The 14,372-nt window shown below is 64.3% G+C and carries 14 protein-coding genes and 1 pseudogene; 11 read left to right on the top strand and 4 right to left on the bottom strand.

Annotation, left to right across the window (positions count from 1 at the left end; translation table 11 throughout):
- Positions 1-66: 66 nt before the first annotated feature.
- Positions 67-1,413 carry an aspartate aminotransferase family protein gene (locus ABNP31_RS03075; RefSeq protein ID WP_075044513.1) on the bottom strand — a complete coding sequence of 449 codons (1,347 nt, stop codon included), beginning with the start codon at positions 1,411-1,413 and terminating at the stop codon, positions 67-69.
- A 115-nt stretch (positions 1,414-1,528) separates the two neighbouring features.
- Here ABNP31_RS03075 and ABNP31_RS03070 point away from each other — a divergent pair, with 115 nt between their 5' ends.
- The 5 genes from ABNP31_RS03070 to ABNP31_RS03050 all read left to right on the top strand — a co-directional run bounded on the left by ABNP31_RS03070 (position 1,529) and on the right by ABNP31_RS03050 (position 5,886).
- Positions 1,529-2,449: a LysR family transcriptional regulator gene (locus ABNP31_RS03070; protein WP_176240925.1), complete on the top strand. Its 921-nt coding sequence runs from the start codon at positions 1,529-1,531 to the stop codon at positions 2,447-2,449.
- 90 nt (positions 2,450-2,539) lie between these two features.
- Positions 2,540-3,202 carry a TetR/AcrR family transcriptional regulator gene (locus ABNP31_RS03065; protein ID WP_003257076.1) on the top strand — a complete coding sequence of 221 codons (663 nt, stop codon included), beginning with the start codon at positions 2,540-2,542 and terminating at the stop codon, positions 3,200-3,202.
- A 9-nt stretch (positions 3,203-3,211) separates the two neighbouring features.
- Positions 3,212-3,796 carry an IMPACT family protein gene (locus tag ABNP31_RS03060; RefSeq protein ID WP_085665778.1) on the top strand — a complete coding sequence of 195 codons (585 nt, stop codon included), beginning with the start codon at positions 3,212-3,214 and terminating at the stop codon, positions 3,794-3,796.
- Positions 3,797-4,165: 369 nt separating this feature from the next.
- Positions 4,166-4,852, top strand: a complete 687-nt coding sequence (locus tag ABNP31_RS03055; RefSeq protein ID WP_085665779.1) for an SDR family oxidoreductase — start codon at positions 4,166-4,168, stop codon at positions 4,850-4,852.
- An 86-nt stretch (positions 4,853-4,938) separates the two neighbouring features.
- Positions 4,939-5,886, top strand: a complete 948-nt coding sequence (locus ABNP31_RS03050) for an adenosine deaminase (protein ID WP_085665780.1) — start codon at positions 4,939-4,941, stop codon at positions 5,884-5,886.
- A 16-nt stretch (positions 5,887-5,902) separates the two neighbouring features.
- Here ABNP31_RS03050 and ABNP31_RS03045 read toward each other — a convergent pair whose 3' ends face one another.
- Positions 5,903-6,616, bottom strand: a complete 714-nt coding sequence (locus tag ABNP31_RS03045; RefSeq protein ID WP_013970739.1) for an ArsR/SmtB family transcription factor — start codon at positions 6,614-6,616, stop codon at positions 5,903-5,905.
- Between the two features lie 488 nt (positions 6,617-7,104).
- Between ABNP31_RS03045 and ABNP31_RS03040 the strand changes: the two genes are divergently transcribed.
- On the top strand, positions 7,105-7,302 hold the full coding sequence (locus tag ABNP31_RS03040) for a hypothetical protein (RefSeq protein WP_075044510.1): 198 nt from the start codon (positions 7,105-7,107) through the stop codon (positions 7,300-7,302).
- Here ABNP31_RS03040 and ABNP31_RS03035 read toward each other — a convergent pair.
- Positions 7,253-8,434 carry a multidrug effflux MFS transporter gene (locus tag ABNP31_RS03035; RefSeq protein WP_075044509.1) on the bottom strand — a complete coding sequence of 394 codons (1,182 nt, stop codon included), beginning with the start codon at positions 8,432-8,434 and terminating at the stop codon, positions 7,253-7,255. The genes ABNP31_RS03040 and ABNP31_RS03035 overlap by 50 nt on opposite strands.
- A gap of 234 nt (positions 8,435-8,668) precedes the next feature.
- Positions 8,669-8,866 (bottom strand): heavy-metal-associated domain-containing protein, encoded by a 198-nt coding sequence (locus ABNP31_RS03030; RefSeq protein WP_085626073.1) that lies wholly within the window; start codon positions 8,864-8,866, stop codon positions 8,669-8,671.
- 145 nt (positions 8,867-9,011) lie between these two features.
- Between ABNP31_RS03030 and ABNP31_RS03025 the strand changes: the two genes are divergently transcribed.
- From ABNP31_RS03025 to ABNP31_RS26145, 5 genes and pseudogenes are all read left to right on the top strand, one after another.
- Positions 9,012-9,398 (top strand): hypothetical protein, encoded by a 387-nt coding sequence (locus ABNP31_RS03025; protein WP_025337585.1) that lies wholly within the window; start codon positions 9,012-9,014, stop codon positions 9,396-9,398.
- A 52-nt stretch (positions 9,399-9,450) separates the two neighbouring features.
- Positions 9,451-11,850 carry a heavy metal translocating P-type ATPase gene (locus tag ABNP31_RS03020; RefSeq protein WP_350012983.1) on the top strand — a complete coding sequence of 800 codons (2,400 nt, stop codon included), beginning with the start codon at positions 9,451-9,453 and terminating at the stop codon, positions 11,848-11,850.
- On the top strand, positions 11,847-12,257 hold the full coding sequence (gene cueR, locus ABNP31_RS03015; RefSeq protein ID WP_085665785.1) for a Cu(I)-responsive transcriptional regulator: 411 nt from the start codon (positions 11,847-11,849) through the stop codon (positions 12,255-12,257). The genes ABNP31_RS03020 and cueR overlap by 4 nt, the downstream gene beginning before the upstream one ends.
- A 168-nt stretch (positions 12,258-12,425) precedes the next feature.
- Positions 12,426-13,463: pseudogene (locus ABNP31_RS26150) on the top strand (cache domain-containing protein); the annotation flags it as partial.
- Positions 13,464-13,601: 138 nt separating this feature from the next.
- Entirely contained in the window at positions 13,602-14,369 is a 768-nt protein-coding gene (locus ABNP31_RS26145; protein WP_371033815.1) for a methyl-accepting chemotaxis protein, read from the top strand.
- The last annotated feature ends 3 nt before the right edge of the window (positions 14,370-14,372 follow it).

Genomic DNA, 14,372 nt, shown 5'->3' with positions numbered 1-14,372 from the left:
TCCAGATAAAGAAGGTTGAGGCAGGCGCGCGATGTGTTCACGCGCCTGGCATCAGAATCGGAAAGATCAGTCGATCAGGTTCAGGGTTTCGCCCACTGCGTCGAACAGGCGGTCCAGTTCCTGCGGCGTGGTGTTGAAGGTTGGGCCGAACTGCAGGGTGTCGCCACCGAAGCGTACATAGAAGCCTGCCTTCCACAGTTTCATCGCCGCTTCGTACGGACGCACGATGGCATCACCGTCGCGGGCAGCGATCTGGATCGCGCCGGCCAGGCCGTAGTTGCGGATATCGACGATGTTCTTGGTGCCCTTCACGCCATGCAGCAGCTTCTCGAAGTGCGGCGCCAGCTCGGCGGCGGCCTGCACCAGGTTTTCCTTCTGCAGCAGGTCCAGCGCGGCGATACCGGCGGCGCAGGCTACCGGGTGGGCCGAGTAGGTGTAGCCGTGCGGGAATTCCACGGCGTACTCCGGGGTCGGCTGGTTCATGAAGGTCTGGTAGATCTCGCTGCTGGCGATCACCGCGCCCATCGGGATGGCGCCGTTGGTCACCTGCTTGGCGATGCACATCAGGTCCGGGGTCACGCCGAAGGCTTCGGAGCCGGTCATCGCGCCCATGCGGCCGAAGCCGGTGATCACTTCGTCAAAGATCAGCAGGATGTTGTGCTGGGTGCAGATTTCACGCAGGCGCTTCAGGTAACCCTTCGGCGGCGGCAGTACACCAGCCGAACCTGCCAGTGGCTCGACGATCACGGCAGCAATGTTGGAGGCGTCGTGCAGCTCGATCAGCTTGAGCATCTCGTCAGCCAGGGCGATACCGCCCTCTTCCGGCATGCCTTTGGAGAAGGCGTTCACCGGCAGCACGGTGTGAGGCAGGTGGTCGACATCCAGCAGCTGACCGAACAGCTTGCGGTTGCCGTTGACGCCACCCAGGCTGGTACCGGCGATGTTCACGCCGTGGTAGCCACGGGCACGGCCGATGATCTTGGTCTTGGTGGCCTGGCCTTTCAGACGCCAGTAGGCACGCACCATCTTCAGCGCGGTGTCGGCACACTCGGAACCGGAGTTGGTATAGAACACATGGTTCAGGTCGCCCGGGGTCAGCTCGGTGATCTTCTCGGCCAGCTGGAACGACAGCGGGTGGCCGAACTGGAAGGCCGGGGAGTAGTCCAGGGTGCCGATCTGGCGAGCCACCGCCTCGGTGATTTCCTTGCGGGTGTGCCCGGCGCCGCAGGTCCACAAGCCGGACAGGGCATCGAAAATCTTGCGCCCCTGGTCGTCGACCAGGTAGTTGCCTTCGGCCGCCACGATCAGGCGTGGGTCGCGCTGGAAGTTGCGGTTGGCGGTGTAGGGCATCCAGTGGGCATCCAGCTTGAGCTGGCTGGCGATACCGGCGGTAGCGGTTTCGGGCATGTTCATCGGCGGTTCCTCGGAAGACGATTAGGCAACGATGGATGTTGTTGCAGCTAAATTGGCACGGCGATAAAGTCTGAAAAAGCCAACATTTCTAATCTTCAGACAGGCCCTGACTAAACTGATGAGCCGACGCCCCGATCCACTTGCCCAAGTCAGCGATTTCGACATCCGCCTGCTGAAGATCTACCGCAGTGTCGTCGAGTGCGGTGGCTTCTCGGCCGCGGAAAACGTGCTGGGCATTGGCCGTTCGGCCATCAGCCAGCAGATGAACGACCTCGAGCAACGCCTGGGCCTGCGCCTGTGCCAGCGCGGCCGCGCCGGGTTCTCGCTGACCGAGGAAGGCCGCGAGGTCTACCATTCGGCGCTGCAGCTGCTCAGCGCCCTGGAAAGCTTCCGCACCGAGGTCAACGGCCTGCACCAGCATTTGCGTGGCGAGCTGAACATTGGCCTGACCGACAACCTGGTGACCTTGCCGCACATGCGCATTACCCATGCCCTGGCCGAGCTCAAGGACCGCGGCCCCGATGTGCGCATCCAGATCCGCATGATCGCGCCCAGCCAGGTCGAGCATGGCGTGCTCGATGGCAGCCTGCATGTCGGCGTGGTGCCACAGACCAGCCCGCTGTCGGGCCTCGAGTACCAGCCGTTGTACAGCGAGCGCTCGTTGCTGTACTGCGCGGTCGGCCACCCACTGTTCTATGCCGATGACCAGCAGATCGACGACGACCGCCTCAACAGCCAGGAAGCCATCACCCCCACCTTCCGTCTGCCGGCCGAAATCCAGGCGCATTACCAGGCGCTGAACTGCACGGCCAGTGCTTCGGACCGCGAAGGCATGGCGTTTCTCATCCTTACCGGTCGCTACATCGGCTACCTGCCAGACCACTACGCCACGTTCTGGGTGCAGCAAGGCCGCTTGCGTGCCCTCAAGCCCCGGCAACGCTTCTATGACCTGAGCCTGAGCTGGGTAACGCGCAAGGGACGGCGGCCGAACCTGGTGCTGGAAAGCTTCCTCGAAAGCCTGGCTGCGACACGCTGATGCCAGTCTGTGCCGCAAACGCTTGTCACTTCGGCGCAGGCAGGTAATCTTGTCCGACAGCCGCAGCCACTGACCCGTACGGAATCGTCCATGACCCTAGAAGTCCCTGCGCATCGCCTCTCCGCCTCGGGCAAGCCCGCGGGCCGCATCCGCCAGAAGAACGAACAGGCCATTATCCAGGCCGCCGAAGACGAGTTTGCCCGCCATGGTTTCAAGGGCACCAGCATGAACACCATCGCCCTCAAGGCAGGGTTGCCCAAGGCCAACCTGCATTACTACTTCACCAACAAGCTGGGCCTGTACATTGCCGTGCTCAGCAACATCATCGAGTTGTGGGACAGCACCTTCAACGCCTTGAGCGTCGACGACGACCCGGGCGAAGCGCTGAGCCAGTACATCCGCACCAAGATGGAGTTCTCCCGGCGCAACCCGCAAGCCTCGCGAATTTTCGCCATGGAGGTGATCAGCGGCGGCACCTGCCTGAGCGAATACTTCAGTGCCGACTACCGCGAATGGTTCCGCGGCCGCGCCGCGGTGTTCCAGGCCTGGATCGAAGCCGGCAAGATGGACCCGGTCGACCCGGTGCACCTGATCTTCCTGCTGTGGGGCAGCACCCAGCACTACGCCGACTTTGCCACCCAGATCTGCCAGGTCACCGGCCGCAGCCGCCTGACCAAGCAAGACATGGAAGACGCGAGCAACAATCTTATCCACATCATTCTGAAGGGCTGCGGCATCAAGCCGGCTGCCTGATCGTCATTTATGCCTTCTACCCTGCTCGACCTCTGCGAATACCGCGAGGAAATCCGCAAAAGCCGCTTCATCACCCTTGCCGGGCCGATCAGCAGTGCCGCCGACGCGATGAGTTTCATCGAACGCCACAGCGACCTGGCCGCCACCCACAACTGCTGGGCCTGGAAGCTTGGCGCCCAGTACCGCAGCAGCGATGACGGCGAACCTGGCGGTACCGCGGGGCGGCCAATCCTCGCGGCCATCGAAGCGCAGGACTGCGACCAGGTGGTAGTGCTGGTGATCCGCTGGTACGGCGGTATCCAGCTGGGCACCGGCGGCCTGGCCAGGGCCTATGGCGGCGGTGCCAACAAGTGCCTGCAACAGGCACCCAAGCGGCTGCTGGTGCAGCGCAGCGAATTCACCTGCAGTTGCAGTTTCAGCGAACTGGCGCTGGTGAAGCTGCGCCTGGCGGAGGTTGACGGCCTGGTCCTGGATGAGCAGTTCACCGCCAATGGCGTGGACCTGTTGATTGCACTGGGTGACGCCCACCTGGCGCCACTGCAGCAGCAGTTGGCCGACTTGAGCCGCGGGCGCATTCTGCTCGAAGTACGCTGAACATTGCCCACAACAACTGTGGGCCGGCCTGTGGATAAGCTTGGGGCACTCGCTTGCAGGCGGCATTATTCAAGGGCTGCAGAGCCTTGATCATATTTTGATCACCATTTGATGACAGCCGCAAACCGTTGATGCTCCTGACGTTATCCCCAGGCCCACAGCCTGCGTAGCCCTGCACAGCCATCTGCGCTTGCACACAATAACTGTGGACCAGCTTGTGGATAACCCGTGCGCCAACAAGCCGAAGACCACGCCGCACAAGGGCCTGAGGCAACTGGTGATTTTTCGTACAACCTACGACAAGGCGCCCGGCGCCACAGTGCATTATCCTCAATACCCTTCTTCGAACCGATCACGGAGCGCATCGACATGGCTAACGCAAAAACCGCACTTATCATCGGGGCCTCGCGCGGGCTGGGCCTGGGCCTGGTGCAACGCCTGCACGAAGACGGCTGGAACATCACCGCCACTGTGCGCAACCCGCAGCAGCCCGGCGCCCTGGCGAATGTGCCCGGCGTGCACATCGAACAGCTGGAAATGAACGACACGGCCCAGCTCGATGGCCTGAAGCAACGCTTGCAAGGCCAAGTGTTCGACTTGATATTCGTCAACGCCGGGGTCATGGGCCCCCTGCCGCAGGACCTGGAGGCGGTACAGAACAAGGACATCGGCGACCTGTTCATGACCAACGCCGTGGCGCCAATCCGCGTGGCCCGCCGCCTGGTCGGCCAGGTACGCGAAGGCAGCGGCGTGCTGGCCTTCATGAGCTCGATCCTGGGCAGCGTGACCATCCCCGACGGCGGCGAAATCTGCCTGTACAAGGCCAGCAAGGCGGCCTTGAACTCGATGATCAACAGCTTCGTCGTCGAGCAACAACGCCCTGACCTGTGCGTGCTGGCCATGCACCCGGGCTGGGTGAAAACCGACATGGGCGGTGAAAACGCCGAGATCGACGTGCTGACCAGCACCCGCGGCATGCTTGATCAGATCAAGGCGCATAGCGGCAACGGCGGCCTGCGCTTCATCAACTACAAGGGCGAACCCTTGGTCTGGTGATTCACCAGGTCGCAGCCTGGCCGTGCGCAATGCCCGGCCAGGCTCTGTAGAATGGCGGCAACCGTACCTGATCGAGATGACCCACCATGTATGACTGGTTGAACGCCCTGCCCAAGGCCGAACTGCACCTGCACCTGGAAGGCTCGCTGGAGCCCGAGCTGCTGTTCGCCCTGGCCGAGCGCAACAAGATCGCCCTGCCCTGGGCCGATGTGGAGACCTTGCGCGGTGCCTATGCCTTCAACAACCTGCAGGAGTTCCTGGACCTGTATTACCAGGGCGCCGACGTGCTGCGCACCGAGCAGGACTTCTACGACCTGACCTGGGCCTACCTGCAACGCTGCAAGGCGCAGAACGTGATCCACACCGAACCGTTCTTCGACCCACAGACCCACACCGACCGCGGCATCCCCTTCGAAGTGGTGCTCAACGGCATCAACCAGGCGCTCAAGGACGGTCGCGAGCAACTGGGCATCAGCAGCGGCCTGATCCTCAGCTTCCTGCGCCACCTCAGCGAAGATGAGGCACAGAAAACCCTCGACCAGGCCCTGCCGTTCCGCGATGCATTCATCGCCGTTGGCCTGGACAGTTCGGAAATGGGCCACCCACCGAGCAAGTTCCTGCGCGTGTTCGACCGCGCCCGCAGTGAAGGCCTTGTCGCCGTTGCCCATGCCGGCGAGGAAGGCCCGCCCGAGTACATCTGGGAAGCCCTGGACCTGCTGAAGGTCAAGCGTATCGACCACGGCGTGCGCGCCATCGAGGACGAGCGCCTGATGCAGCGCATCATCGACGAGCAGATCCCGCTCACGGTGTGCCCGCTGTCGAACACCAAGCTGTGCGTGTTCGACCACATGAGCCAGCACAACATCCTCGACATGCTCGAGCGCGGCGTGAAGGTCACGGTCAACTCAGACGACCCGGCCTACTTCGGTGGTTATGTCACCGAAAACTTCCACGCCCTGCACACCCACCTGGGCATGACCGAAGACCAGGCCCGTCGCCTGGCCCAGAACAGCCTGGATGCCCGGCTGGCCTGAGTGACCTGACCGCGACTCAACCGACCTGCAACGTCGGCACGCGGGCAATGCGATTGATCTGCTGGATACCCAACGCAGAAATATGCAATGCCCGCGAGTCCTCGGCCTCGCGCATCCAGCCCGATTGCAGGAACAGCCGGAACAAGGCCTGCCCCAGTACGCCACCCAGGTGCGGCCCCTGGTCGTTCCACTCGGTGCAGCGGCAGATCACACAGCCACGTTGCTGATGGGGCGCCAAGGCATCTATGTAGACCCCGACCAAAGCCAACTGCGTCCGCCCCTCCTCGCTGACCATCAGCTGTCGACCACTACCCTCCAGCCAGCCGGCCACCACCAGACGGTGATACAGCTCACCGGCCAGTTCCCCGCCCAGGTGATCGCCACAGCGACGCGCCCTGCGTATCGACATGGGCAGCGGTGATACCGGCGCCTTGGCCCGCTCCCCCCTGGCGCTCTCCAACTGGACACTGGCCAGCGCCTCCACCGCTGCCCCGACTTGCGGGGTGGCCAGCCGGAAGTAGCGCTTGCGCCCCCGTGCTTCATGCCGGAGCAAACCGGCCGACGACAACAGCGAAAGGTGAGCGCAGGCCGATGACGAGGTCAGGCCTGTCATTACCGCGAGTTCGTTGGCCAGCCGCGGCGTGCCATCGATCAATGCCCACAACATGGCACTGCGCTTGGGGTCGGCCATCAGGCTGGCAATCTGGCTGATACTGCTGGCTGCGTTCATGTCCCTGTAACTCCCTGCAAGTTCACTGTGTGGATGCGATGGCCACCCCTGGCAGGGAAGCGCCTCTCGCTGGCACTGGCCTGGTTCGCCAGTATAAGCCGCAAAAAACGCCATTCAGGCAGCGCCGCGCAGTGGCACCACCGGCTAAAAACCACTGGGTATGCCTACCCATGGCAAGCAGTGAAACAGTGCGTGAAAGCTGCCCGCACCGCGTGGGCAAGCAGCCCGGCACACATGACAGGAGCACGGGAACGACAGGCGGAAAAAACACCGGATGCAACTTCGGACGCGGCCGACAACCAATTTCCACAAGTAGCGCAAGCCAAAGCGAAGGTTCCACGTGCTTACGGGCATTGCACCCCAAGCAGGAAAAAACATGTAGAAAACGTTCTTGCCGACCGTCAGTCAGGACACTGATACAGGTCATGGCAGGCAGAGGGTGCAGCGCTACACTTCATCCGCTCTCCCCCCTTTGGAGGTATGCCGCGATGAAAATTGTCGTCAGTGCGTCGAGCCGAAACCCCGCCTGCCCCTGGCAGGTCCAGCTCGATCAACACGTGGTCAGTTTCCGCAGCGAGGCCGAGGCGCGTGCCTTCGTCGCCACGTTGGAAACCCGCCTGCAGGCACCTCACCCGCTTATGCGGGAGCCTTGGCCGGCAAGCGTCGGGTCAGCAGCGCGACACTGACCACCAGCGCCCCGCACAGGCTGATCACCAGCGCCATCGGCACCGCACTGCCATCATGCAGCAGCCCGACCAGCGCCGCTGCGCCGGCGGCGACGCTGAACTGCAGGCAGCCCATCAGCGCCGAGGCACTGCCAGCCCGCGCGCCCTGCCCGCTCATGGCACAGGCAGAGGCGTTGGGGATGATGCAGCCGAGGCTGGAGATGCAGACGAACAGCGGTACCAGCAGTGGCCACAGCTGTGTTGGCCGCAGTGCCGCCACGCCCAGCAACGCCAGGCCCGCGACCAGGTACAACCACACCGCACGCGCCAGCAGGAACGCCGGCCCGCGCTTGGCCAGCAAGCGTGCATTCACCTGCGCCACCAGGATAAAGCCGGCGGCATTGGTGCCGAACAACCAGCCGTAATGCTCGGCCGGCACGCCGTAAAGCTTGATGAACACGAAAGGTGAACCGGCGATGTAGGCAAACATGCCGGCGATGGCGATACCCCCGGTCAGGGCATGGCCGACGAACACCCGGTCAGCGAACAGGCGCAAGTACTGGCGCAAGGCGCCAGACAGCGGTTGCCGCGGTATGTGCTCGGGCAGGCTTTCCGGCAGGCCCAGGCTGACCGCCAGCAGGCAGCCGGCGCTGAACAGGCTCAGGGCGAGGAAGATCGATTGCCAGCCGGCCACGTTCACCAGCACCCCGCCCAGCATCGGTGCCAGGATCGGCGCCAGGCCCATGACCAGCATCAACTGCGAGAACACCTTGGCCGAGGCCACCGGGTCGCACTTGTCACTGACGATGGCCCGCGACAGCACCATCCCGGCGCAACCGCCCAACGCCTGGACGAAACGCGCCAGCACCAGGGTGTCGAGGTTGGGAGCATAGGCACAGGCCAGTGACGCCAGGGTGAACAGGGTCACCCCGAACATCAGCGGCTTGCGTCGGCCAAAGCGGTCAGCTACCGGCCCGTAGGCCAGTTGCCCGATGGACAGGCCAAGGAAGTAGGCGGCCAAGGTGGCCTGGACGTGTTTTTCATCGGTGGCGAACGCCTGCGCCATGGCCGGGAAGGCGGGCAGGTAGAAGTCGATCGCCAAGGGCCCGAACGCACTGAGTGCACCCAGGATGAGCACCATTCGCAGGTTCATCAGGAATCCATAGCAGGCTAAGCAAGTGCTCGATTCTACCTGCTGTGGGCCCTATCGACATGAAAACATTTGCAACAATACAGAGCTTGGCGCGGCCCCTGTAGGAGCGGCCTTGTGTCGCGATGGGCCGCAAAGCGGCCCCAGGATATTGGCATCGATGCATAAATTGCTGGGGCCGCTTTGCGGCCCATCGCGACACAAGGCCGCTCCTACAGGGCTCAGCGCATGGCCTGATCAGGCTACGTCGGCCTGATAACCCTCATCGCGAATGGCCGTGAGGATCCGCTCCTGAGCCAACTCGCTCTGCACCCGTACCTGCCTGGCCGCCAGGTCGACCTCCACCTTGGCCGCGGCATCCTGCTCCTGCACCGCCCGGGTCACGGCTTTCACGCAATGGCCGCAGGTCATGCCTTGTACATTGAACACTTGCATGGGGGTTACCTCCTTCAGGTTTTCCACGAGTCTCAAGCTTGCCATCGGGGCAAGGTCAAGATCTGCCGACAACAGCCGGGGTGGAAATCCGCGCGCGCGTCGGCCAAGCTGCGCCTTTGATGATCACGCAAGCAGGAGATTCTTCATGTTCAGGGCAGCATTGGGCGTCGTCGGGCTATTGAGCACGCTGGCTGCAGTGCCACCGGCCAGTGCCGAGGGCAACTCGGACTACAGCGTGCTGATCATTTCCCGGGAGCGCCTGGAAGTGGCCACCAGTTGCGAAATCGGCATCTACCTCAACGACCAGCTCTCCGGGCGCGTGTTCCAGGAGCAGTCCACCTCGTTCAACCTGCCGCCCGGCCCGGTGGATGTGCGCCTGCGCCTGCTGCCCGGGCAAATGCCCGGCTGCGCCGCGGGTATCGAGGACCAACGCAGCACACGACTGAACCTGCAGGCGGGCCAGATCAACAAATACCGCATCGCCATGGGGCAATATGGGCTGGAGTTGAAGCGAGCCGGCCTGGGCTATTGACCTTACCTGCATGGCAAGGTTGATGCTGGAGGCCTGTCCAAGGAGGAGAGCCATGCCCGCATCCACCACATACGACCTGCCGATCTCCGGCATGACCTGCGCCAGCTGTGCCGGCCGGGTCGAGCGCGCCCTGCGCAAGGTCACCGGCGCTGAACAGGTCAGCGTCAACCTCGCCACCGAACAGGCCCGGGTCCAGGCCCCGGCCAACAGCTTGCCCGCGCTGGTCGACGCCGTACGCGAAGCCGGCTATGGCGTGCCCACCCGCACCGTCGAACTGCAGATTGGCGGCATGACCTGCGCCAGTTGCGTCGGCCGCGTAGAGCGCGCCCTCGGCAAGCTGCCGGGGGTTGAACAGGTCAGCGTCAACCTTGCCAGCGAACGCGCGCACCTCGAAGTGCTCGCGGCCCTCGACGACAACCTGCTGATCGACGCCGTGCAAAAGGCCGGCTACAGCGCCAGCCTGCCGCAAACCGCCAAGGACGACCAGCACGCTGCCCAGCACCGCCTGCGTAACGAACGCCTGGCGGTCGGCGCAGCGTTGCTGCTCGCCCTGCCGTTGGTGGTGCCAATGCTGGTGCAGCCGTTTGGCGTGCACTGGATGTTGCCAGCGTGGGTGCAGTTCCTGCTGGCCACGCCGGTGCAGTTCATTCTCGGCGCGCGGTTCTACGTGGCCGCCTGGAAAGCCGTGCGCGCCGGGACTGGCAACATGGACCTGCTGGTAGCCCTTGGCACCAGCGCCGGCTACGGCCTGAGCCTGTACCAGTGGGCGCAGGCCCCCGCCGGCATGGCCCCTCACCTGTACTTCGAAGCCTCGGCCGTGGTAATTGCCCTGGTGCTGCTGGGCAAGTACCTGGAAAGCCGTGCCAAGCGCCAGACCGCCAGCGCCATCCGTGCCCTCGAGGCCCTGCGCCCGGAACGGGCCGTGCGCCTGGTCGATGGCCGGGAAGAAGACGTGGCCATTGCCCAACTGCTCCTCGGCGACCTGGTACTGGTCAAACCCGGCGAGCGCTTCCCGGTCGATGGCGTGGTCGAAGACGGCAGCAGCCATGCCGATGAAGCCTTGATCAGCGGCGAGAGCCTGCCGGTGCCCAAGCAGCCAGGGGACAGCGTCACCGGAGGCGCCATCAACGGCGAAGGCCGGCTGCTGGTACGCACTCAGGCACTGGGCACAGAAACCGTGCTGGCACGCATCATCCGCCTGGCGGAAGACGCCCAGGCGGCCAAGGCACCTATCCAGAAGCTGGTCGACCGGGTCAGCCAGGTATTCGTCCCGGCCGTGCTGGTACTGGCGCTGATCACCCTGGTCGGCTGGTGGCTGGCCGGCGCGCCACTGGAAACCGCGCTGATCAACGCCGTCGCGGTACTGGTCATCGCCTGCCCCTGCGCCCTCGGCCTGGCCACACCCGCTGCGATCATGGCCGGCACCGGGGTCGCCGCCCGCCATGGCATCCTGATCAAGGACGCCGAAGCCCTGGAGCGCGCCCATGCGGTCAACCGTGTGGTGTTCGACAAGACCGGCACCCTCACCTCCGGCAGCCCACGCGTTGTCCACAGCCAGGCGCAGGTGGGCAGCAGCGCCGATCTGCACCGCCTGGCCGGTGCCCTGCAGCGCGGCAGCGAACACCCGCTGGCCAAGGCGGTACTGGATGCCTGCGCCGAGCAGGGCCTGGACGTGCCTGGCGTTGCCGACAGCCAGTCGCTGACCGGGCGTGGTATCGCCGGGCGCGTGGAAGGCCGCGAGCTGGCCCTGGGCAACCGCCGCCTGCTCGATGAAAGCGCCCTGCCACCCGGCGACCTGGCCGCCAAGGCCCAGGCCTGGGAAGCCGAGGGGCGCACCCTGTCATGGCTGATCGAACGCGGCGCGCAGCCGCGGGTGCTGGGCCTGTTCGCCTTTGGTGACAGCCTCAAGCCCGGCGCCGCGCAGGCGATCGATACTCTGCACGCGCAACACATCAGCAGCCACCTGCTGACCGGCGACAACCGCGGCAGCGCCAAAGTGGTGGCCGATGCCCTGGGCATCGACGACGTGCATGCCGAAGTGCTGCCGGCCGACAAGGCCGCGACCGTGGCCGCACTCAAGCAGGATGGCGTGGTCGCCATGGTCGGTGATGGCATCAATGATGCGCCGGCGCTGGCCGCCGCCGATATCGGCATTGCCATGGGCGGCGGTACCGACGTGGCCATGCAGGCCGCCGGCATCACCCTGATGCGCGGCGACCCACGCCTGGTACCGGCCGCCCTGGAGATCAGCCGCAAGACCTATGCGAAGATCCGCCAGAACCTGTTCTGGGCGTTCATCTATAACCTGATCGGCATCCCGCTGGCCGCGCTGGGTTACCTCAACCCGGTACTGGCCGGCGCCGCCATGGCCCTGTCCAGCGTCAGCGTGGTGAGCAACGCGCTGTGGCTCAAGGCGTGGAAACCCACCAGCAACACCCAGGAGGCTCCATGAACATCGGCCAGGCCGCCCGCCGCAGCGGGCTCAGCACCAAGATGATCCGTTACTACGAGTCCATCGGCCTGCTCAAGCCCGCCGCGCGCAGCGACAGCGGCTACCGCCTGTACCAGGCGGAAGACTTGCACAGCCTGGCCTTCATCAAGCGCTCCCGCGACCTGGGCTTTTCCCTCGAAGAAGTCGGCAAGCTGCTGACCTTGTGGCAGGACCGCCAGCGCGCCAGCGCCGATGTGAAAGCGCTGGCCACGCAGCACATCGCTGAACTGAACCGGCGCATCGAAGAGCTGGTGAGCCTGCGCGACACCCTCGGCGAACTGGTCTCGCACTGCCAGGGAGACGAGCGCCCGGACTGCCCGATCCTGAAGGACCTGGCCAATGGCGCTGCGGGCGGCTGCTGTCACTGAGCCACCCCGCAAGCCTTTGGTATGCCATATACGTCCAGACACGACCGAATAGTCACCAGCTGCGACTTTATTCAATAAATACGGGCGTTTCCCTACATTAAACCCGGATGCTGCCGATGCAATTGTTACCTGCCTCGTGTATCGAAAATAAAAAATCCGGGAGCGTCGATGAGCATCAAACAGAAACTGACCTGGGCATTCGCGGTCATCGCCGGCTTGCCCATCGTCCTTGTGGCCACCCTGGTGGTCCTCAACCTGCGTGGCGAAGCCCGCGACGGATTCCTCGATGGCAGCAGCCGGGAAATCCGCCAGGTCAGCAACGCGATGAACATCTTCTTCCAGGGCATCAACCAGAACGTCGAGTACCTGGCTGCGCAGCCGATGGTCGCCGCCACGGGTAGCGAACTGAACAAGTACATGAGCGCAACCCCGTCCTATGAACTGGGCGACCAGGCCAGCAAGCTGCTGGAGTTCATGACCCGCCTGGCCACCACGCATCCCAGCTATGCGTACCTGTCCTACGGGGTGAATGACGGTGGCTATGTCGGCTGGCCGGCCGGGCAGAAGTTCGTCAATTACGACCCGCGCACCCGCCCCTGGTACCAATTGGCAATGGCCAACCCCGGCAAGACCCTGCGTACCGGCGCCTACTACTGGGCTGCCGACGACGCCGTGCTGGTCAGCACCGTGCGCACCGTCGCCAACCAATTGGGCAACCCTGGCGGTGTGGTCAACGTCGACGTCTCGCTCAAAGGCCTCACCGAGATCGTCCAGCAAATCAAGCTGGGCGAAAGCGGCTACGTGCTACTGGTGGAAAACAACGGCAACGTACTGGTCGACCCTCGTGACGCCAAGCACAACTTCAAGCAACTGGCGAGCTTTGGCGACGGGTACGCCGAGCTGGCCAAGCACGGCAAGGGGCTGGCCGAAGTGGAGCTGAATGGCGTGCGCTACATGGCCAACATCTACCCGGACGAACAGCTGGGCTGGACCTTGATCGGCCTGATCGAACAAAGCGAAGTGATGCAGACCACCACCCGCCTGACCTGGCTGATCGGCGTGGTGGCCCTGGTATTGGCTGCGTTGTTCGCCGTGGTCGGTGCCACCTTCGCCAAGCTGATCGTGCGCCCGATCAACAGCGTCACCAGCGGCCTGGAAGATATCGCCCAGGGCGAGGGCGACCTGACCCGCAACCTGGAAATCCGTGGCCGCGACGAAACCGCGCAACTGGCCAGCTGGTTCAACCAGTTCCTCGGTGCCATTCGCAGCCTGATCCAGCACATCGGTGCTGCCGCCAGCAAGATCCTCAGCACCTCCAGCAGCTCGACCCGCGTTTCCAGCGACATGGCCGAAGCCGCAGGCCGCCAGCGCGAAGCGGTGGACATGGTCTCTACCGCCTTCCACGAAATGGTCGCCACTGCCAACGAAGTGGCACGTTCCTGCAGCCAGGCGGCGCAGTCGGCCGACAGTGGCCAGCAACAGGCCCGCGAAGGCCAGCAGCAGATCGATGCCGCGGTACATAGCGTCGACCGCCTGAGCCAGGAGATCGAGCAGTCGGCGCAGTCGATCCAGCAGCTGGAGCGTGACAGCAACGCCATTCAGTCGATCCTCGGCACCATCCGCTCGATTGCCGAACAGACCAACCTGCTGGCGCTCAACGCCGCCATCGAAGCGGCCCGTGCCGGCGAGCAGGGCCGTGGCTTTGCCGTGGTTGCAGACGAGGTGCGGGCGCTGGCCAAGCGCACTGCCGACTCCACCGCCGAGATCGACGGCCTGCTGGGCAACCTGGCCAGCCGCACTGCCGAAGTGGCCGCACAGATGCACGCCAGCCTGGAGGTTTCGCAGCAGTCGGTGAGCCGCATCGGCCTGGCCCGTGACAGCTTCGGGCAGATCCGCGAGTCGGTGGATGTGATCCGCGACATGAACACCCAGATTGCCACGGCGGCCGAAGAGCAGCACCAGGTGGCCGAGGACATCAACCGGCACATCAGCCAGATTCACGGCGATGCGCAACTGGTGGCCGAACTGGCCCAGGCGGCGCGGATGGATTCGGAGAGCCTGGCCGGGTTGTCCAATGAGCTGGATGCGCTGGTGCGCAGGTTCCGTACCTGATGT

It is taken from the genome of Pseudomonas asiatica, assembly GCF_040214835.1.
GTDB classification, from domain to species: Bacteria; Pseudomonadota; Gammaproteobacteria; order Pseudomonadales; family Pseudomonadaceae; genus Aquipseudomonas; species Aquipseudomonas putida_Z.
Note: the sequence above shows the minus strand (reverse complement) of the source record. Positions and strands in the feature narration are given on the sequence as shown.

What these genes read in the sequence shown, in the direction of transcription:
- ABNP31_RS03075 (WP_075044513.1), bottom strand. Translation starts at nt 1,413, where the DNA reads ATGAACATGCCCGAAACCGCTACCGCCGGTATCGCCAGCCAGCTCAAG.
- ABNP31_RS03065 (WP_003257076.1), top strand. Translation starts at nt 2,540, where the DNA reads ATGACCCTAGAAGTCCCTGCGCATCGCCTCTCCGCCTCGGGCAAGCCC.
- ABNP31_RS03060 (WP_085665778.1), top strand. Translation starts at nt 3,212, where the DNA reads ATGCCTTCTACCCTGCTCGACCTCTGCGAATACCGCGAGGAAATCCGC.
- ABNP31_RS03055 (WP_085665779.1), top strand. Translation starts at nt 4,166, where the DNA reads ATGGCTAACGCAAAAACCGCACTTATCATCGGGGCCTCGCGCGGGCTG.
- ABNP31_RS03050 (WP_085665780.1), top strand. Translation starts at nt 4,939, where the DNA reads ATGTATGACTGGTTGAACGCCCTGCCCAAGGCCGAACTGCACCTGCAC.
- ABNP31_RS03045 (WP_013970739.1), bottom strand. Translation starts at nt 6,616, where the DNA reads ATGAACGCAGCCAGCAGTATCAGCCAGATTGCCAGCCTGATGGCCGAC.
- ABNP31_RS03040 (WP_075044510.1), top strand. Translation starts at nt 7,105, where the DNA reads ATGAAAATTGTCGTCAGTGCGTCGAGCCGAAACCCCGCCTGCCCCTGG.
- ABNP31_RS03035 (WP_075044509.1), bottom strand. Translation starts at nt 8,434, where the DNA reads ATGAACCTGCGAATGGTGCTCATCCTGGGTGCACTCAGTGCGTTCGGG.
- ABNP31_RS03030 (WP_085626073.1), bottom strand. Translation starts at nt 8,866, where the DNA reads ATGCAAGTGTTCAATGTACAAGGCATGACCTGCGGCCATTGCGTGAAA.
- ABNP31_RS03025 (WP_025337585.1), top strand. Translation starts at nt 9,012, where the DNA reads ATGTTCAGGGCAGCATTGGGCGTCGTCGGGCTATTGAGCACGCTGGCT.
- ABNP31_RS03020 (WP_350012983.1), top strand. Translation starts at nt 9,451, where the DNA reads ATGCCCGCATCCACCACATACGACCTGCCGATCTCCGGCATGACCTGC.
- cueR (WP_085665785.1), top strand. Translation starts at nt 11,847, where the DNA reads ATGAACATCGGCCAGGCCGCCCGCCGCAGCGGGCTCAGCACCAAGATG.
- ABNP31_RS26145 (WP_371033815.1), top strand. Translation starts at nt 13,602, where the DNA reads ATGGCCGAAGCCGCAGGCCGCCAGCGCGAAGCGGTGGACATGGTCTCT.